Annotated in this window: 15 protein-coding genes; 8 read left to right on the plus strand and 7 right to left on the minus strand. The window is 63.6% G+C overall.

Annotated features, from left to right (window positions below; all coding sequences use genetic code 11):
* Positions 1-80: 80 nt before the first annotated feature.
* A complete protein-coding gene (locus tag Pan44_RS01270; protein WP_145026509.1) occupies positions 81-398 on the plus strand; it encodes a hypothetical protein in 318 nt (105 codons plus the stop codon).
* A 726-nt stretch (positions 399-1,124) separates the two neighbouring features.
* On the opposite strand, the gene Pan44_RS01275 is transcribed toward Pan44_RS01270, so the two are convergent.
* The 3 genes from Pan44_RS01275 to Pan44_RS01285 form a co-directional block, all read right to left on the minus strand.
* Positions 1,125-2,588 (minus strand): DUF1254 domain-containing protein, encoded by a 1,464-nt coding sequence (locus Pan44_RS01275; protein ID WP_145026511.1) that lies wholly within the window; start codon positions 2,586-2,588, stop codon positions 1,125-1,127.
* 165 nt (positions 2,589-2,753) lie between these two features.
* A complete protein-coding gene (locus tag Pan44_RS01280; protein WP_145026513.1) occupies positions 2,754-3,692 on the minus strand; it encodes a tetratricopeptide repeat protein in 939 nt (312 codons plus the stop codon).
* A 562-nt stretch (positions 3,693-4,254) separates the two neighbouring features.
* Positions 4,255-5,850: an amidophosphoribosyltransferase gene (locus Pan44_RS01285; RefSeq protein WP_145026515.1), complete on the minus strand. Its 1,596-nt coding sequence runs from the start codon at positions 5,848-5,850 to the stop codon at positions 4,255-4,257.
* Between the two features lie 332 nt (positions 5,851-6,182).
* On the opposite strand from Pan44_RS01285, the gene Pan44_RS01290 reads away from it, so the two are divergent.
* Positions 6,183-6,767 (plus strand): sugar O-acetyltransferase, encoded by a 585-nt coding sequence (locus Pan44_RS01290; RefSeq protein ID WP_145026517.1) that lies wholly within the window; start codon positions 6,183-6,185, stop codon positions 6,765-6,767.
* 13 nt (positions 6,768-6,780) lie between these two features.
* Here the strand turns inward: Pan44_RS01290 and Pan44_RS01295 are convergent, their stop codons facing one another.
* Positions 6,781-7,050 carry a hypothetical protein gene (locus Pan44_RS01295; protein ID WP_145026519.1) on the minus strand — a complete coding sequence of 90 codons (270 nt, stop codon included), beginning with the start codon at positions 7,048-7,050 and terminating at the stop codon, positions 6,781-6,783.
* A gap of 157 nt (positions 7,051-7,207) precedes the next feature.
* Between Pan44_RS01295 and Pan44_RS01300 the strand changes: the two genes are divergently transcribed.
* The 3 genes from Pan44_RS01300 (at position 7,208) to Pan44_RS01310 (ending at position 9,551) form a co-directional block, all read left to right on the plus strand.
* Entirely contained in the window at positions 7,208-8,005 is a 798-nt protein-coding gene (locus tag Pan44_RS01300; protein WP_145026521.1) for an HpcH/HpaI aldolase family protein, read from the plus strand.
* A 203-nt stretch (positions 8,006-8,208) separates the two neighbouring features.
* Complete coding sequence (locus Pan44_RS01305; protein WP_145026523.1) at positions 8,209-9,204, plus strand: NAD-dependent epimerase/dehydratase family protein; 996 nt, start codon at positions 8,209-8,211, stop codon at positions 9,202-9,204.
* Positions 9,201-9,551: a hypothetical protein gene (locus tag Pan44_RS01310; protein ID WP_145026525.1), complete on the plus strand. Its 351-nt coding sequence runs from the start codon at positions 9,201-9,203 to the stop codon at positions 9,549-9,551. The genes Pan44_RS01305 and Pan44_RS01310 overlap by 4 nt, the downstream gene beginning before the upstream one ends.
* Positions 9,552-9,598: 47 nt before the next feature.
* Here the strand turns inward: Pan44_RS01310 and Pan44_RS01315 are convergent, their stop codons facing one another.
* Positions 9,599-10,435, minus strand: a complete 837-nt coding sequence (locus tag Pan44_RS01315; RefSeq protein ID WP_145026527.1) for a hypothetical protein — start codon at positions 10,433-10,435, stop codon at positions 9,599-9,601.
* Between the two features lie 259 nt (positions 10,436-10,694).
* Positions 10,695-12,602 (minus strand): serine hydrolase, encoded by a 1,908-nt coding sequence (locus tag Pan44_RS01320; protein ID WP_145026529.1) that lies wholly within the window; start codon positions 12,600-12,602, stop codon positions 10,695-10,697.
* Between the two features lie 65 nt (positions 12,603-12,667).
* On the opposite strand from Pan44_RS01320, the gene Pan44_RS01325 reads away from it, so the two are divergent.
* The 3 genes from Pan44_RS01325 to rpoD all read left to right on the plus strand — a co-directional run bounded on the left by Pan44_RS01325 (position 12,668) and on the right by rpoD (position 17,211).
* Complete coding sequence (locus Pan44_RS01325; protein WP_145026531.1) at positions 12,668-13,063, plus strand: diacylglycerol kinase family protein; 396 nt, start codon at positions 12,668-12,670, stop codon at positions 13,061-13,063.
* 345 nt (positions 13,064-13,408) lie between these two features.
* A complete protein-coding gene (dnaG, locus tag Pan44_RS01330) occupies positions 13,409-15,385 on the plus strand; it encodes a DNA primase (protein ID WP_145026533.1) in 1,977 nt (658 codons plus the stop codon).
* Positions 15,386-15,543: 158 nt separating this feature from the next.
* A complete protein-coding gene (gene rpoD, locus Pan44_RS28155) occupies positions 15,544-17,211 on the plus strand; it encodes an RNA polymerase sigma factor RpoD (protein ID WP_145026534.1) in 1,668 nt (555 codons plus the stop codon).
* 107 nt (positions 17,212-17,318) lie between these two features.
* On the opposite strand, the gene Pan44_RS01340 is transcribed toward rpoD, so the two are convergent.
* Positions 17,319-18,107, minus strand: coding sequence for a PIG-L family deacetylase (locus tag Pan44_RS01340; protein WP_145026536.1), 789 nt, complete (start codon positions 18,105-18,107; stop codon positions 17,319-17,321).
* Between the last annotated feature and the right edge of the window lie 58 nt (positions 18,108-18,165).

Below are 18,165 nucleotides of genomic sequence, written 5' to 3' on the forward strand. Positions count from 1 at the left end.
CGCCCGCACTCGACAGTGCGACGACGACGATGAGCCCGAGAACGCCCAGGCAATTGGGAGCCGGAAGGCTGGACGGTGGCATGAAACGAACGCGAGAAGATGCGTTTCCGAGTCTATCCATCGGATCTCTTTCCATTCCGCGTCTTGTTATCGATGGCGACGGACCAAATTCGCGTCCGCTGATTCTCGGCATCTCGAAGGACAGTGATGATGAATTGCGATTCGCGATCATCGATGGCGGAGTCACCATTTCCGTGCTTGAGACCAGCGGAGATACATTCTTCCGACGCAATGACTGGCAAAAAGGTTCCGAAAACCAGCTGCTCGCTCCTTCGCTCCGCTCAGTCCGGCCACCGGCCACCGCCCACCCGGCTGCGGCGGGTTTGATGGAAAGGTGACGAGGTCGACCACGGAGGCACGGGGGACACGGAGACGCACGGAGGGAGTGAGATGGGCAACGTGTGGCGAGGGCGACGAGAGATGTCGGGCGGAGCGGGGCTCGACGCGGGAACGGGCCGGGGCGATTCTGGCGGCTTGCCAAGCCCCGGTGGCGGAGCGTGTTCTTTCGGGCGGATGGGGGAGGCTGGTCGCGCCAGGTGCCACTGGCAGACGTCTTCTGGGTTCCACCTGGAAGTCACTTCGGGTGCCACTGGCCTGCTTGCAGCCAGTGCGAGCGTTGCCGAGGCCTGCCACGTCAAACCGGCCGTGTGGCACGCCCTGCCAAGGGCGTGGTCGCGAGCCAGGACGACGTCAGAGTCCACATGGCACACCTCTTGGCGCCCTGGAGTCCTGGCGGTTTCTCTTCGTTCCACACATTCAACCGACTCTCCCCCGCCTCGTGAGCCCTTCGCGGCCGGTGGCGCCGGGTGCCCCTGGCCTGCTTGCAGCCAGTGCGAACATTGCCGAGCCCGTCTTTCATCGTCCGTGGGCGGCCCCGATGGCTGACAATCGGGCCCGCGGAGCGGTAAGAGGCCGTTTGCAGAGGACAGCCGTCCGTGAAGGCAACCCCTTCGCCACATCCGGCTCCGAAGCAACACGGCGCAACCCGATTGAGGCGACAGCCCGGCAACCGATGGGAGCCGGTTCCAGATGATGCGAGAACTGACCGATCGAATCGAAATCGACTACTTCACCTTGACCACGTCATCCGGCTTCCAGGTCTGGTCGTAGAACTCGATGCCAGAGCCGTACAGGCGCAGGGCGACGAGGAAATTGCGGTTCGGCACGGTCTTGATGAACGCTGCATCCGCGACGCCGTCCGGCTTCTTCGGGCCAAACCAGATGTCGATCGAGCCATCCGGGTTCTTGGGGATGTCGTAGTAGCCGTTGGTGGACGGCATCAGTTGATCCGTCTCGGGCATGGTGCCGTCAGTGACGTTGTAGGCGGTCACGGCCCAGAACAGCGCGGCCGGAGGATTCGGCGGCATGTGCAGCTTGTAGGTGTTCGAGCCGTTCATGTGCTCGCCCTTCGCGTCGCGCGTCGTGAAGGGATACTTCGAGCCGGCGTTGATTGTGCGCATGGCCATTGCCGGGGCCGAGGAATAGACGTACTGGTAGTAGGCGGCCTGCAGGTTCACATCGAAATAGCTTTCCTGGAAATCCTCCGACGTGGCGCCGGACCAGGCGTTTTCGTACTGGCGGTCTTTATAGTACAGCTGGCGGCCATCAGGGCGGCCGAGCTGGCGCAAAGCAAGCAGCATTTTTGGAGTGTTCTCGACGGCTTTCTTCAGCAGCTCCTGCTCCCGCTCGGTCGGCTTGAAAGGCTGGCCCTTGATGATGCCGATCGCCGCGAGTGCGCCCCGCTCGCGCATGTCGATGGCCGAGATCGGTTCGTAGTCGACGAACTCCTTCAGTTTCGTCCAGTAGGAGTTGTCGACCGGATACATCATGTTCAGCCGCTTCCCGCTGGCATTGGGGAACTGCATCGGCTTCACGTCCTTCTCCGGAGCCCACAGCGGGTAGACCCGGGTCTGCTCTGCGTTGGCGACGGCCGGTTTCGGGTCGGGCTTGCCGTCTCCCTTCGCCATCACCGTGCGGAAGAAGAGGAAGACGTTGTATGTGGAGGACTGGACGGTGAAGTAGCCGGCCGGTCTTGGCCCGTCATAGTTTGGCGGCAGGATCAGGTAGAGCCCGCCCCGCGCGCGGTCGGGGCCGATCGCTCCGACATCGGTGAGAGTCCGCTGGAAGAAATCGGTGAACATCCCGATCACGTTCGGCGGCGCGGCGACGACCAGCGGGCCATCCTGTTTCAGATCGAGATAGCTCATCGAGTAGATGACGTCGGCGTTGGGCGTCGGCACCCAGCAGCGGCTGTCCATCCGGTCCTTCCAGATGGGCAGCACGTTGTAGCCCGCGCCGAACTCCTTTTCCGAACCGTCCTTCATGCCGATAACGTTCAGCGCCGGCAGCATCGACATGTAGACCTGACAGGCCCGCTGGTAGAACAGTTCATCGCGGAACGACTCGGCATCCTTCTGATCGAGCCAGTTGCCGTTGTTGATCTGCTTCATCAACGGCGGAATGTTCTGGGCGGCCGCCTGAGCGGCCAGAATCAGAATGAGCCCGACCGTCTGGATGAAGCGCGACATGAACCATGCCTCTGGCGTGATTGCAGAGTGAGATGAGACCCACGTCAGCATTACCTGTTCAGAGACTGGAATCAAACCGGCACGGGCGGCCGGTGGCTGGACATAGCGAAGAGAAGGATGCCCCGGTCACGCGTTGCCCAGCCCAACTTCCAACGCCCGCCCCCCTCAATCCCGCATCAGCCGCTCATGCTCGCGAAGCGCCGCCAGCTTCTCATTGAACGCGGCCGCGACCGATTGAAAGTGCATCACTGCCTCGCGCAGCGCTTCACTCTCCGCGCCTAGGTTTCGCGTCTCCCCCCCGGCCGAGGCCGCGTGCTGCATCTTCTGTAGCGCCGGCGTCAGTTCATCATGCAGCTGTGACAGCGTCGCGATCGCCAGGTTCTCCGTCTCCTTTGCCAGCTGATGCAGGTCGGTGCGATCGTCGAATCGCTCCTTCGGCGTCAGCAGCCGGTATTCGACTTCTTCCTGATTCTTCGCGGTCAGCTCTTCATCCACCAGCCGGCCGAACGCCTTCTGGTTCTTCTTCGATTCGTCCTTCGCATCGTGCGCCCGCTGCAGCCCCCGCCGCGCCTTCTCGAACGCCGGATCGGCTTCCAGCGCCTTCTCGAAGTACACCACCGCCTGCTGGAAACTTCCCATCTCCAGCAGCAGGTTCGCCAGGTTGAAGCTCGCGTCCACCATCTTCGGATCGAGCCGCACTGCCTCCTTGTACGCGGTGACCGCCATGCTCAGCTGGTTCAGCCCCTTGTGGGCGATCCCCATGTTGTAATACGCGGCCGCGCACTTCCGGTCCTTCGAAACAGCTGTGCGAAGCGTCTTGAGAGCCCCCGCATAGTCCCCCATCCGGTTGCACACTGCCCCCAGGTTCACCGCCGGCTGGGCGTGGCGAAGGTCGAGGAGCGTGAGCCGCTTGTAGTGGGCCGCCGCCCGCTCGAAATCCTTCTCGGCGTACGCCGTCGCGGCCGCCCCCTCGAAGGCGGGAATGCTGCGGGGATCGAGCTCGATCGCCTGCTCGAAGAGACTCCGGGCCTCCGAGACCTTCTTCTGCTTCATCAGCGCCCGCGCCTGTTCACAGAGCGGCCCCACATCGGACACAGTCGGCATCGCAAAGCCCCTTCGAGCAGAAGAGCGCCTGTCGGACCCGTGTTCACGCGGTATGCGTGTGACGACCCGCAGTATACCGGGCCGTCCAAGGCGACTGTAAAGAGCAGCCTCCGTTCCCGGCCTCCCCGAACAGGCCCCCGCCGCCACATCCCCGATCGATCTCCTCCCCTCATGGGGCGCGCAACCGCACCCGGAGTCATGGAGGGTCTATGCACGCCATCACCGCCAGTCCGTCACGACCGCCCGCTCGGCACGCCGGGTTTCCCGAGCCACGTGTCCGGTTGCGCTCGCACCGTCCTCCTGAGCGGGGGAGGGGGGAGAACAGGCAAGAAAAACTCCCGGCACCCCGGCGCCGGATGTCTTGCTCGAGTGGCCCGGATCCCGGGGAACCCGGATGTCCATGAGCCCGCTGCAGACGCCGGATACCACTGCGCTGCTTGCAGCCAGTGCGAACGTTGCCGGGCCCGCCTTCCAACGTCCAGCCGAACGACAGACGCAAAGCACCCCGGCCGCTCGGGTGCGGCCGGGGTGCGGAGGTGTTCGTTCTCGGACGGGCGTTCGCTTACAGCCGGGTGCTGAGAACCGGTTCGTTGAGCTCGACGATTCTCGACGGAGCCCCCGCCCGGTCGCTCGAGCACTGCTCCAGCGAAATCTGGTACAGCTTCTCGCCGGCGGCCGTCGGATATTCGCCGTTGAGACACGCCTGGCAGAGGGCTTCCGGCGGCTTCGCCACCGCCCGGGCCACCGATTCCAGCGGCAGGTAGCGGAGCGAATCGGCCCCCAGGTCAGCCGCCATGCGGGCTTCGATCTCGGCCGTAATTCGCGGCTCGTTCATGTACTTGGGGGCGAACAGCTCCGCCACGCTCGACATGTCGATGCCATAGAAGCACGGAGCGTAAATCGGCGGGCACGCGACCCGGACATGCACTTCCCGCGCGCCGCCGCGGTTCCGGATCTGCGAGATGAGCGTCTTCATCGTCGTCGAACGGACGATCGTGTCTTCCACCACGAACACCCGCCGACCTTCCATCACTTCCCGCAGCGGCGTGTACTTCGTCTTCGCCTTGTCGGCCCGATTGGTCCCTTCGATGAAGGTTCGTCCGACATAGCGGTTGCGGATCAACCCTTCGAGGCAGGGAATGCCGAGGGCATACGCCATCGAGTCGGCCGCCGCCTTCGCCGTGTCCGGAACCGGAACGACGATCGTCGTCTCGTCGATCGGAACCTGCTCCTGGGAGGCCAGTTCTTCGCCCAGCGCCTTCCGCGTCAGGTACACGCTGCGGTCATCCAGCGTGCTGCAGACGTTGGCGAAGTAGATCCATTCGAAAAAGCAGTGAGCCTGCTTCTTCGACTCGGCGAACTGCACCACCGACAGCTTGCCGTTCTGGATGATGACGGCCTGGCCCGGCAGCAGGCTGATGATCGACTCGGGCGAGAAGCCGAGGTTCGAGAGGGCCACGCTTTCGCTGGCGGCGGCAAACAGGTTGTCTTCGATCGCGTAGCACAGCGGGCGGATGCCCAGCGGGTCGCGGGCGACCACCATGTCGCCGAGAGAATTGAGGAACACGATGTTCCACGCCCCGTCCAGCTTCTTCGCCAGGTTCTCAAGCATCAGCTTGAGGTTCACCCCTTCCGGCTGGTTCGAGATTTCCTGGCTGATGAGGTGCATCAGCGTTTCAGTGTCGGTCTCGCGGGCGAGGTGGAAGTTCCCCTGCGAGAGGATTTCCTGCCGCAGCTCGCGGTAGTTGGCGAGCTGGCCGTTGAACCCGAAGGCGAACCACTTCCGCTTCTCGATATGGTGCCGTTCGAACGGCTGGGCGTAGCTGCGGTCGTCCTTTCCGCACGTCGCGTAACGGACGTGGCCGATCGCCGCGACCCCTTCGTACTCCGCCATCAGCTCGTCGGCGAGAGCCGGGTGGTTCAGCTTGAAGACTTCGGTGACGGAGCCGACGTCTTTATGGGTGTCGATCAGCTGGTTGCGATCGGGATGGAACGACGTCATCCCCGCCGCGAGCTGGCCGCGGTTCTGGATGTCGAGCAGCAGCCTCGGAATCAGCCGCGAGACGGCGTTGCGCCCATGCAACGGCGCGAGCGAACTCGTTTCACCAGGAAGGTGATAGATCGCGGCAACGCCGCACTCATGAAAGAGGTCTGCCATGGTTCCGTTCGCGTAAGCGACCGTTTTGACAGGATCGCGACCTGAGACGCCGTCCGTGGGCTGCCTGAAGCGCGGAAACCTGAATGCTGAAAGAGGGAGAGCTCGTCCGCCGACGATGCGGAGAATCATATCGCCCACGTGAGCGATTGCCACCGCTGGTTTTTCGAATCTCGACCTTCGCGCGACGCAAAACGTCACATCAGGGTAATCACTGAAAACTGCTGTAGCGGACTTGCGCAGGACGCGGTGAAATCGACCTGCACGCGGCCGCCGCTTGAGCAGATTCGCCGAGTTGACTCCGCGACAGATCCATCGTGCAAAGGAGCGACAACATGCGCAGTGAACGCGACAAAATGCTCGCCGGCGAACTCTACGATCCGCTCGATCCCGAGCTGTGCACGCTCCGCGACCGGGCCCGCGACCTCTGCCAGGACCTCAACGCCACCCGCGAGGCCCAGCACGCCGAACGCCGCAGAATCCTCTTGGATCTGTTCGGAGCCGGAGGCGACTCCGTCTGGCTGCAGCCTCCTTTCTTCTGCGACTACGGCGGAAACATCCGGCTCGGAAAAAAATGCTTCTTCAACTTCAACTGCATCGTCCTCGACGTCTGCCAGGTGACCGTCGGCGACTTCACCCTGTTCGGACCGGCCGTGCAGATCTACACCGCCACCCACCCCCTCGACGCCACGCTCCGGCGCACCCAGGAGTCGGGCCGGCCGATCACGATCGGGAGCGACGTCTGGGTCGGCGGCGGCGCCATCATTAACCCCGGAGTGACAATCGGCTCACGGACGGTCATCGGGGCCGGAAGCATCGTTACCAGGGACATCCCGGACGACGTCTTCGCGGCCGGGAATCCCTGCCGGGTGATCCGCTCCCTCGAACCGGGAGAAACCACCTCCGGACTCAGAAGTTGACCATCAGTTCTGGCTAGGTCGGAAGCTTCTTGTTCTTCATGAAACCGGCGATCAACGGGAGCACCGCCCCCAGCAATGCCGAGAGCCCCGCATTCCCGGCCTGCCCGCCGGGAATGCCGTCCTTGAAGATCTGCGTCAGGATCTGCCCGCCGCCGGCCCCGCCTGCGGCTCCCAGAATCGTATTCAGAAGCGGCCCCAGGTTTTTGGCCTTGGCGATCAGCCCGGCCAGGTTGCCCCCCACCGCGCCAGAGATCAGCTGAATAATCAGCGTCATCGGATCCATCGCCGCGCCCTCCAAACGTGTTGGTGACAGAAAACGCTGGCTCGCAGGCCAGAATCGTATCACCAAACCCATGAGTTCGCACTGTGGAACATCCGCGTGGAAATCGGTCGACGCATTCGGGCGCGGGGCCGCTGGCGATCCGCTATTCTCTGACCCCATGAAGACGAATCCCGTAAAGGCCGCGCTGAAAGCCGGCAAACCCCAGGTCGGAACGTGGCTGTCGCTGGGCAATCTGACGGCGACGCGGATGCTCGCGCGGACAGGCTTTCCATGGCTGACGGTCGACATGGAACACGCGCCGATCAGCTGGAACGACGCCGCGGCGATGTTCGGAGCGATCGCCGACGCCGGCTGCGTGCCGTTGTGCCGCGTGCCGGAAGGGCGGCATGAGAACATCAAGCGCGCCCTCGACGCCGGTGCGTGGGGGATCATCGCGCCGATGGTGGATACCGTCGAGCAGGCCAAGTCGATCATCGCCGCCTGCAAGTATCCGCCGACCGGCACGCGGTCGATCGGTGGTTCGCTGCACGCCCTCAACTGGGGGGCGAGCGCAGGCGACTACTTCAAGCGGGCCAATGACGAGATCCTCGTCATCCTGCAGACGGAATCGCCGCGCGGCGTCGAAAACGCCGAAGCGATCTACAGCCTGCCAGGCGTCGACGCGATTTTCGTGGGCCCAAACGACCTGACGGCACAGATGCGCGGCCCGGACGGACTCGACCCGACTCCCGAAGCGTTCGAGGCGATGCTCCAGCGGATCCTCGCGGCCGGCAAGAAAACCGGCACTCCCGTCGGACTGCATACGCAGTCAGTGGAAGCGGTCCAGAAGCGGATTGCCGAAGGCTGGCAGTTCCTGGCGCTCGGCAGCGACATCCGCATGATGGTCGGTTCAGCGACCGCCTGGACCGGGGCCCTCAGCCTGAAGCCGGCCTCGGGAGACCTGGCCCGGTACTAGGGGGTGGTCCAACCTGAAAAATGACTTGGGTGGCACTGGCTCTGCCAGTGCATCTGAGATGGACATCACCACTTCGATTGCACTGGCGGAGCCAGTGCCACGCCTGAGTTTTGAGGCATGACATTGCACCCGGCGACTTCGGACCGCGTGCTCAGTAGACCAGCCGGACCGCGGCACTAACGACGTTGCGAATGGATTCCTCGATGACCCTGTCGTCCGATTCGCTGATTCTCGTGACGGGGGCGACGGGTCTCGTGGGCAGCCACGTCGTCGCGCGGGCCCAGGCGGAAGGCCTGCGCGTCCGCGCGCTGGTCCGCGATCAGGTCCGGGCCGAATCGCTGCGGTCCCGCGGGGTCGACGTCGTTGAAGGGGAGCTGACCGATCGCAACGCCCTCGCACGCTGCGCGCCCGGCGTCACGCATGTCGTCCACTGCGCTGCCAAAGTCGGAGACTGGGGGCCCACGGAAGAATATGTGGCTGTCAACGTCGGCGGACTCGAATCGCTGATCGAGGTCGTCACGAAGAACGGGGCGATCAAGCGGTTTGTCCACATCAGCTCGCTGGGGGTCTATCCCGCCCGCGACCACTATGGCAGCGACGAGTCGATGCCAATCAGCGCGGCGGGGATCGACGGCTACACGCGATCGAAAGTCGAGGCCGAGCAACTGGTACGCGACCGCGCACGGAACGGGCGGCTTCCGGCGATCATCCTGCGCCCCGGGTTCATCTACGGGCCGGGCGATCGCTCAGTGCTGCCGCGGCTCCTGGAACGACTGCGGGCGGGACAGTTCCGCTACCTCGGCGAGAAAACCCAGTTGATGAACAACACCTTCGTCGACAACCTCGTCGACGCCATCTTCCTCGCCCTGAACCGCGATGACCTGGTGGGCGACGTGTTCAACATCACCGATGGCCGGCTGGTGACGAAGGAAGAATTCGTCGGCACGATCTGCGACCTCGCGGGCATTCCCCGGCCGCAGAGGGGGGTGCGAATCCGCGTGGCGAAGGCGATCGCGAAGGTCCTGGAAACGGTCTGGCGGTGGCGGGGGAAGACGGAAGCGCCGATCCTGTCGCAGGCCCGGATCAAGTTTCTGGGGCTCAATCTCGACTTCTGCATCGACAAGGCGAAGCGCGAACTGGCCTACAATCCAAGGACGGATTTTCAGGAGGCTATCGCGGCCACGATGAAGGCATCGTGAGCCACGACCGAATCATGCACGTCCACCGTTCCAGCCCCGATCGACTTCCCGCCTCGACGGAACCGATGCGCGCCGAGGATGCTCAACGGATGCTGTCGGCTCGCGACGACCAGAATGCGACGCAAAGCCGTCGCCGGCCGCTTTGGCGGCAATTGCTCGCGCTGGCGATCTTCCTGTCTGTGTACGTCCTGTCGATCGGGCCGCTGTACTGGAAGTGGTACGCCGCGAAAGTCGGCGTCGGCTCACCGATCTACCTGATCCTGTACCGTCCCCTGGAGCAGCTGGCCGGCTGGTTTCCGCCGCTGGGCCACTTCCTGAACTGGTACATCACGCTCTGGATCTACTGATCCAGCCGGGCTTCTGACAGCGCCCGCTCCCGGAATATGATTCTGTCTTAAGGCGTGATGAGTTCGGATTCGGCTCCGCTCAGCAGTTCGAACGCCGACATCTCTTCGACGATCTCATTCGTCACCGTGAATTCGCTGCGGGGAGCGGTGCCCGGCTTCTCCTCCGTGGTCGTCTTGGCGGTCCACTTCGCAATGCCGAAGGGGATGTTCTCGCTGCGGTAGATCTCCGCCGAATTCGTCGACCGCCGGGTCGGCGATTCAGTGGTCAGCGACCCTTTGAACAGGTTCGCCGGCGTGTTCCCGATGGGCAGCTGCAGATCAGCCGGTTCGCCGCCAGCGGCGAGGTTTCGGTAAAACTGGATCTGGGCAATTGCCGGGAAGATCGAAAGGACGGGCGGGTCGATCGGCTGCGCCGTTTCATCTCCGAACTTCCGGAAACCTTTCACGATCGGAAGGAACGAGGTGTAGATCTCGCGGCCTTCAGCGATTGGCTCGTTGACCGTATCACGGATCACGCTTTCAGCGACGAGTACCTTGTAAATGCGGACGGAGCCGGGGCCGGCGTCGATATCGCCTTCCTTCGCATGGCCGGTCTGCACCTTGAATTCGAGCCAGCGGCAGGGCTGTGTCTTTCCCTGGAACTCCGCTTCCTCCTTGCCGACGGAGCTGATCTTCAGCTGCCGCCGCCACTCGATGGTGCTGTCCCCCTGCACGGAGTTCGGTCGCTTCACAAGCTGCTTGTACGTCCCTTCATAGCGGACGCCGACGCCATCTTCGGCCGGCAGCTTGACGAGCAGACCCTGCGCGCTGGCCGTCGCCGAAAAAATCGAGAGGGCGACAACGGCGGCGATCGCGAGGGATGGGAAGCGGAGGAGAGCAGTCATGGAGCTCACGCCAGACGCATGTGAGGCGACGGTTTCGGGCCGAAACAACGAGCCGGCCCACCGACAGCAGGAGACAAGCGAGTCTCGCACACGATTCGAGGGGGGGCAAGCAGCGGGTCGTCACCTCAGGTCGTTTCCCGGGGCCCGGGGTCCGGTGCGGTAAGTGTGTGAAGCAATGCGGTTTGTATCTGGTTTGATGTTTTTCGGAGCAGGGAGCCGGATGACGCCAGTGGTGATGGCTGCGACGCCTGCGAGTCTTCTACGGCGGCGGCCAGTCGCGGATGGAGTCGGCGACGTCGTTCAGGAGCTTGACGATCCCTTCGTCCCCTTTGACGGCCGGATCGGTCCGCTGGTTGAAATTGCAGACGATGTTCACGCCGTCCTGCCTCTGGATCATCACCGAGAAGTTCCCGGGGAGCGATCCGAGATGCCGGTATTCGCGGCGTTCACCCGGCCGGCGAGGGGGCCCGTCGATCCAGTACGCATCCAGCACTTTCAGGAGATGGGGCGCGCTGGCGATGAGACCTCCATGCGAATCCAGCGCTTCGGCGATGTAAGAACCGTCGGCCGCCCGGACGGACTCGCCGGCGGCCGTGAGGGCATTTGGTGACTCCCCCGGATCGCGGTAGACCGGTTCGCGCGGATTGCGGTCGTCAGGACGTGAACGGGCAAGCTCGATGTCGGTCGCGCCCAGCGGCTTGAGGATCTCCTTCTGCAGGGCGTCGACATAGGTCTGGCCGGTCACTTGTTCTGCAACGCGGCCCAGCAGGCAGTAGCCAAAGTTGGAATAGGCGTACTTCTCGCCCGGCTGGAACTGCAACGGCTGGCCGGCCATGAAGTCGATGAAGTCCCGGGGCTTCAGAGGGGGAGATCGATGCAGTTCTTTGGCGATCAGGACGTGTTCGAACATCGGGTCGAGCCCGTCGGGATGGCCGTCGATCGCCACCTTGCGGTCCCATCCACCGCGATGCTTGAGAAGCATCTCGACGGTGACGTCGTTCCAGCGGTCATCGAGCTTGCGGCCAGTTGGTGGCCTGATGTCGAGAAACTCGCGGACGCGGGTGTTGAGCGGCAGCTTGCCATCGCGGGCCAGCTTCTGGATGAGCATCGCCGTGAGCGGCTTCGCATTGCTGGCGAGCCGCATCATGGCGTCCGGCGGCATCGCAGTCCGTTCTTCAGCGTCGACGTATCCGTAGCCGCGTGAGAGAAGCAGCCGGCCGTTGCGGCTGACGGCGAGCGTCGCGCCGCGCAGGCGTTTTTCCCCCATGTAGCCCTGCAGGGCGGCGTCGAAGACGGTCAGCTCCGGCTCGGAGTCGCCCGTGACCGGGAGTTCCAGCGGCGGGGCCTCGAAGACGGCGGCGACGCGCATCTGGCCGTCGACCTGATAAGGGACGACGGTGCGAACGCCGAGCGTGCCGCCGCGACGCCGTTCGAGTTCGCGGGCCAGTTCTGCCCGCGACAGCCCGAAGACAACGTCGCCATCGGCGCCGTCGGCCGCGGTGACCAAGGCAAAACGGGTCCGCTTGCCCGCGGGATAGGCTGTGAGCGCGATGACGCGCTGGCGGTTGTCGGCCCAGGCTTTGTCAGAGAAGGCCTTGGCGTCGAGTTCGGTCAGGTCGAATTTGGTTTCGTGCGCCTGGCCGGCAGCTTCAACAAACAGAGCCGCCAATCGGACACCGGACTGCCCCGGATAAGCGGCCACCGCTTCCGGGCGAAAGCCGCGTTTGGCCATGGCCGCGGATTCCGTTCTGAACCCTGCAGGCGTCAACCGCAGTTTGACCTCCCAGGGGCGACGACCGCCGTCGCGGACGAACACGATCCCCAGCGACGGCTTCCCCCCTTCCAGGCAGGCCCCGAGGGTGATCGGCCGAAACCCCTTCTTCGGTTCCGAGGCGAGGAGCCTGTCGCATTCCTCGAGACCGATGCCGGAGCGCATGTGCCACGCGAACGGCCCGAAGTCCTGCACGAAGAGCGCGTTGTAGAGCGGGGCCGAATCGAACGTTGAAAACTGCAGGGTGACAGGTCGGTAGTCGTCGCCAGTGAGGCGATTGAAGTCCTGCTGGAATTGTGCGGGAGAGCGGTCCTGCAGGTACTCCCACTTGTCCCCCGCGGAGGCCGTGACCGTGAGACACGTCAGAACCGCTCCGGTCAATAGCCCGCTTCGCATGGTTCCCGAGCCTCGTGAGGTGGGGGACGTTGGATCTGCCCGCGGCTGCTATTCTGGCACGCGGCATGACTGAAGTGCGACCCATTCCTGATGAAAGTCGACCGCTCGGCCGAACGACTCTTCTCAATGCGTTCCGCGTGGCGTTCTCCGGCTTCGCTTACGCGCTGAGAACGCAGCGGAACCTGCAGATCCACGTGGCGATTGCGGGGATCGTCGTGACGGCCGGGTTGTTCTTCGGCTTGAACCGGCTCGAGTGGTGTCTGATCATCGTGTGCATCGGCCTGACGGGGACGGCCGAACTGCTGAACACGTCGGTCGAGGTGCTCGTCGACCTGCTGTCGCCCGAGTACCACGAACGGGCCCGCGTCGCGAAAGACGTCGCCGCCGCCGCGGTGCTCTGTTCGGCCCTCGCGTCGGCGGTGGTTGGAGTGCTGGTTTTCGGCCCGCGGCTGGCGGGGTGAGCGACGCCCCTCAGGGGCGGCCAGGGAATGTCAAACCCTGCGGGCGGCGCAAAGTGCGGGCTTGCGGGAAGTGGTTTTTTCTCTGTGGATTCCCCGCGCGAGGGGCCTCGAAGGTGCTCTAAGTCGCGAGGGCCGATTTGCTTCCGCCCGGACTGCCGGTAGAATTCCTGTGTAACGAGGGACGCGTCTGGCGGGGTCTCGACTCTGCTGTTCTGCTTCCTCCCTGGTTACCGGCGTCTGTGTGGGACAGACGCATGAAACCGCCCTTGGCGAGCCTGTGCGCGCACTCCCCTCCCCGTGGAGGATGAAGTCGCCGGCAGATGCAGCCATGCCGCGAGGTGACCATTGGCCACTGACCTGTCGAACGATCTTCGCGAGCAGGTCCGGGCCCAGACCGATATTGTCGGCCTGATCTCCGAGGCGATGTCTCTTCAGCCCCGGATGGGTGGCCGCGAATACGCCGGCCTCTGTCCCTTCCACGAGGACCATGATCCGTCGCTGCGGGTTTATCCCGACCGGCAGACGTACAAGTGCTGGGTGTGTAACGAAGGGGGCGACGTCTTCTCCTGGATCCAGAAGCGCGAGGCGGTCGGCTTCCGCGAGGCGCTCGAGATCCTGGCCCGGCGGGCCAGCATCGAAATTCCGAAACACAGCGGGCGGAGTGACGGATCGTCCGAAAACAAGGCCGCCCTGTTTGAAGTTCTGGTCTGGGCCGAGGGAATCTTTCACCAGGAGTTTGTTTCCGGTCCGTCCGGGTCCAAAGCGCGCGATTACATCCGTTCGCGCGGCTTCACGGCCGAGACCGTCCGCAGGTTTCGTGTCGGTTATCACCCGAATGACTGGGAGTGGCTGCAGCGCCAGGCACGCGGCAAATTCTCGAACGATCAGCTGGAAGCGGTGAAGTTGATCGGCAAACGCGACGGTGATCGCGGCTATTACGACAATTTCGTCGACCGGGTCGTGTTTCCGATTCGCAACGAACGGGCCCAGGTTGTTGGATTTGGAGGACGTGTCCTCCCAGGCGCTGACGACAGTCACGGCAAGTACTGGAACAGCCCCGAAAGCCCGGTGTTTTTCAAGAGCCGCCTCGTTTACGGGTTAGATTTTGCCCGCGAGGGTCTGAAGCAATCAGGCACGGCCGTCGTCACCGAAGGCTATACCGACTGCATCATGTGTCATCAGCATGGACTGAACAACGTCGTGGGAACGCTGGGAACGGCCCTGACCGACCAGCATGTCACGACGCTGAAGCGATTCGTGAAAAAAGTCGTGCTGGTGTACGACGGAGACAACGCCGGACAGAGGGCGGCGGAAAAAGCCGTGGAGCGCTTCGTGGCGCAGGACGTCGACCTGCGGATCATGACCCTTCCTGAAAACAAAGACCCGGATGAGTACCTTTCCGCATACGGAGCTGACGCCTGGCGCGAGCTTGCCGACGCCGCTCCCGAAGCCTGGGAGTACAAGTTTCAAACCCTGCGTAAACGTTACACGCTCGACACTGTGAGCAGTCGGCAGCAAGTGCTGGACGAGATGCTAACCGTACTGAGTGTCGCGCCGAAAAACGCCGCAAACATCCGAGAAGGGATGTACCTTTCCAATCTCGCTCAGAGGCTGGGAGCTTCGGAACAGCAGGTCCGCGACCGTTATCGCGATCTTCGCGGTCGTACGGTCAGGCGGACGGCGGTCATGGACGAACCGCCGATGGCTGACGAAGAGCTGACTCGCCTCCTTTCCGGGAAACTCACCCGGGACGATCGGATGGAATGCGAGTTGCTTCAAATCCTGTTTACCGCGCCCGAACTGGGCCCGACGATTCAGGAACATGTCGCGCCTGACACGATCCGGCATCCGCACCTGCGGAAACTCCTGTCGGTCTGTTACGCGCAACTCGATGTGAGCACCACCCCCTCACGCGATGGCCTGTTTGCGGCCATCGAAGACGGGGGTCTGAAGCGCCTCGCCGTATGGCTGGACGCAGAGTCGCAGGCGAAACGCCTGGGACAAAAACTGACGGATAAGGATGGTCTCGGCGGACTGCCGGCCGCGGGTTCCCCCGCGGGCGCCGGCCACGAGACAACGCGAGGTGCTTCGACGGCCCAGGCCGGCGACGCGCCTCGACTGGACGACGGCTGTCCTCTTCTCCTTCGGCGGTCGATTGAAAACCTCCAATGGCGCCGGGAAGAGCAGTCGCATCAGCGGATCGCAGTCCAGCTTTCCGCAGACGGCGACGGAACGCGCCGACTTGACGAATCAGCCGCCGAGCTGCTTCGGAAAGCCGCTGAGTTTCACCAGAGACGAGCAAACAAAAAAGCCCCGGTTTGAACGGGAACGGAATCGAGTGCGAAGGCTCTGTGAGCCGTCGCACTCACAAGGAACGCAGAACGTCATTCGCCCTGGCCGGACTGGTTGCGGAGATGACCCACTGCCTTTCGACAACCGATCAACCGGCGACAGCCTGAGATACCCTTGGAGGTTTATTCGTGCATCCCTTTGACGATGGCCTGAAGCAGCTGACCGACCTGGGCCGCAAACAGGGTTACCTGACGTTCACGCAGATCAACGACTATCTGCCCGATGAAGCCGTCAACCCGGAAAAACTCGACACCCTCCTCATGCAGATCGAGGAGATGGGGCTCGAGGTGCGCGATGAACACCGGCCGGCCCTCAAGGCGGCCGCCCCCCCGGTCAAGCCCAAACGCGGCGGGAAGACGGCCAAGCCCCTCGCCGACCTCATCGCGATGGAAGGCGGTCGCCGCATCGACGACCCCGTCCGCCTCTACCTCACCCAGATGGGCGAAATCCCGCTCCTCACCCGCGAGCAGGAGATCTTCCTCGCCAAGACGATCGAACTCACCCGCAAACGCTTCCGCCAGTTCCTGCTCGAAAGCGATTTCATCGCCCAGCAGGTGATCGATGTCCTCGGACAGGTCGAAGCCGGCGAACTCCCGTTCGACCGCACCATCAAGGTGTCGCTCACCGAAGGCATGGAAAAGGACCAGATCCTGGGCCGCATGCCGCATAACCTGAAAACCGTGCAGTACCTGTTCGAAAAGAACCAGGCCGACTTCACGCGCATCATGGACGAAAACACGTCGCAGTCCGAAAAGACCGCGGCCGAAAACGCCCTCAAGCAGCGCCGTCGCAAGATCGCCCTGCTCGTCGAGGAAATGTCCGTCCGCACGCAGCGCCTGCAGCCGATCATGCAGCGGCTCGAGCAGATCAGCCGCCGGATGAACAACATCTCCAGCCAGATCGAACAGCTGAAGAAACTGAAGTCCGCCAAGGACGAACGCTCGAACCTTCAGCAGGAACTCAACGACCTGATGAAGATGACCCTCGAGACCCCGCAGTCCCTCAAGGCGCGGATCTCTGAAACGAAGGACCGCTTCGAAGCCTACGACAAGGCCATGAAGGGTCTGTCGGCTGGCAACCTGCGGCTCGTCGTGTCGATCGCCAAGAAGTACCGCAACCGCGGCATGTCGTTCCTCGACCTCATCCAGGAAGGGAACACCGGCCTCATGCGGGCGGTCGACAAGTACGAATACCGCCGCGGCTACAAGTTCTCGACCTACGCCACCTGGTGGATCCGGCAGGCCATCACCCGCGCCATCGCGGACCAGGCCCGCACCATCCGCATCCCGGTGCACATGATCGAAACGATGACCAAGCTCCGTCGGGCCGGCAAACAGCTCTTCCACGAGCTCGGCCGCGAACCGTCGATCGAAGAAATGGCCGAACTCGCGGGCGTGAACCTCGAGGAAGCCCAGCGGGTCATGAAAATCGCACGGACCCCGATCAGCCTCGACCGGCCCGTCGGCGAAAGCGAAGACAGCTACTTCGGTGAATTCATCGAAGATCACTCCAGCGACAGCCCGGTCACCAGCGCCTCCAGCGAAATGCTGAAGGACAAGATCGACGTCGTCCTCAAGACGCTCACCTACCGCGAACGCGAGATCATCAAGCTCCGGTATGGCCTGGGCGACGGCTACACCTACACCCTCGAAGAGGTCGGCCGCATCTTCAAGGTGACGCGCGAACGCGTTCGCCAGATCGAAGCCAAGGCCGTCCGCAAGCTGCAGCACCCGGTGCGGTCGAAGCAGCTCAAAGGCTTCCTCGACCAGCTCACCGCCGCCGGAATCGGCGTCTGAACGCTGCCTGCCTGCCGATTGCAGATTCGAGCCCCGGGGCAACCCGGGGCTTTTCTTGTTGAACGGGGCGGCTTGTCGAGAGGGAACTTTCCGGCCAGACGCACGTCCTACGTCGACTGTGGCAGTTCGCCGTCGGGCATGATCGGGTCCTGCTTCTTCACTTCCCGTGGGCCGCAGACAGTTTCGACGACGTCGCGAACACCGATGAGCGAGGGGGCGATGAGGAGTTCACCGGCGAGGAATCCGGCCGGGCTGCCGTAGAAGTGGGCGTGGGCCTGCACCATGCGGAAGATCCGTTCCTTGGTGACGGGGAACTGGGTCTTGTAGGCCCGCAGGGCCTCCATCTTGATCTCGAGCGTGTCGGAGATGTCCGACACGAAGGCGCCGTCTTCGAGCTTGGCCGGCGTATTGAGGCTGAGGGCGTACCACAGCTGGCGTTCGACCGTATGGACGGGATGTCCGTCGAACTCGGAATCCCATTTCGACAGCCGCGCATAGAACACGGCGGCGTCGGTGATCTGCGACGCCTGCCAGTGATCGGGGGAGGCCATCGGAGTCTTCCCGAAGATGCCGATCACGAGCCTCGGCCGATAGCGGCGCAGGACGCTGGCCAGCTTGATGCGGGCTTCGTAGGTGTCGAACAGCTTTCGATTGGGAAGGTCGAGCACCATCCGGAACTGGACGCCGAGGATCTCGGCGGCGGCCTGCGCTTCGGCGAGACGGACTTCCGGAGACGGGCAGCGGGGGGTCGGTTCGCCGTCGGTAAGGTCGACGATTCCGACGCGATAGCCCTGCCGGCACATCTTCGCGATTGTGCCGCCGAGGCCGACCTCGACATCGTCGGGATGAGCGCCGACGGCAATGACGTCCAGGGGCTCGGTCGAATCGGCGGACATGGCGCTGGGGGCTGGAGTTCAGACTGGACGGCGAATGTCAGCGCCGCGACAGGCGCCG

The organism is Caulifigura coniformis (assembly GCF_007745175.1).
Taxonomy (GTDB): domain Bacteria; phylum Planctomycetota; class Planctomycetia; order Planctomycetales; family Planctomycetaceae; genus Caulifigura; species Caulifigura coniformis.

What these genes read in the sequence shown, in the direction of transcription:
- Pan44_RS01295 (WP_145026519.1), bottom strand. Translation starts at nt 7,050, where the DNA reads ATGGATCCGATGACGCTGATTATTCAGCTGATCTCTGGCGCGGTGGGG.
- Pan44_RS01315 (WP_145026527.1), bottom strand. Translation starts at nt 10,435, where the DNA reads ATGACTGCTCTCCTCCGCTTCCCATCCCTCGCGATCGCCGCCGTTGTC.
- Pan44_RS01285 (WP_145026515.1), bottom strand. Translation starts at nt 5,850, where the DNA reads ATGGCAGACCTCTTTCATGAGTGCGGCGTTGCCGCGATCTATCACCTT.
- Pan44_RS01340 (WP_145026536.1), bottom strand. Translation starts at nt 18,107, where the DNA reads ATGTCCGCCGATTCGACCGAGCCCCTGGACGTCATTGCCGTCGGCGCT.
- Pan44_RS01280 (WP_145026513.1), bottom strand. Translation starts at nt 3,692, where the DNA reads ATGCCGACTGTGTCCGATGTGGGGCCGCTCTGTGAACAGGCGCGGGCG.
- Pan44_RS01290 (WP_145026517.1), top strand. Translation starts at nt 6,183, where the DNA reads ATGCGCAGTGAACGCGACAAAATGCTCGCCGGCGAACTCTACGATCCG.
- Pan44_RS01275 (WP_145026511.1), bottom strand. Translation starts at nt 2,588, where the DNA reads ATGTCGCGCTTCATCCAGACGGTCGGGCTCATTCTGATTCTGGCCGCT.
- Pan44_RS01325 (WP_145026531.1), top strand. Translation starts at nt 12,668, where the DNA reads ATGACTGAAGTGCGACCCATTCCTGATGAAAGTCGACCGCTCGGCCGA.
- Pan44_RS01270 (WP_145026509.1), top strand. Translation starts at nt 81, where the DNA reads ATGAAACGAACGCGAGAAGATGCGTTTCCGAGTCTATCCATCGGATCT.
- Pan44_RS01320 (WP_145026529.1), bottom strand. Translation starts at nt 12,602, where the DNA reads ATGCGAAGCGGGCTATTGACCGGAGCGGTTCTGACGTGTCTCACGGTC.
- Pan44_RS01300 (WP_145026521.1), top strand. Translation starts at nt 7,208, where the DNA reads ATGAAGACGAATCCCGTAAAGGCCGCGCTGAAAGCCGGCAAACCCCAG.
- Pan44_RS01305 (WP_145026523.1), top strand. Translation starts at nt 8,209, where the DNA reads ATGACCCTGTCGTCCGATTCGCTGATTCTCGTGACGGGGGCGACGGGT.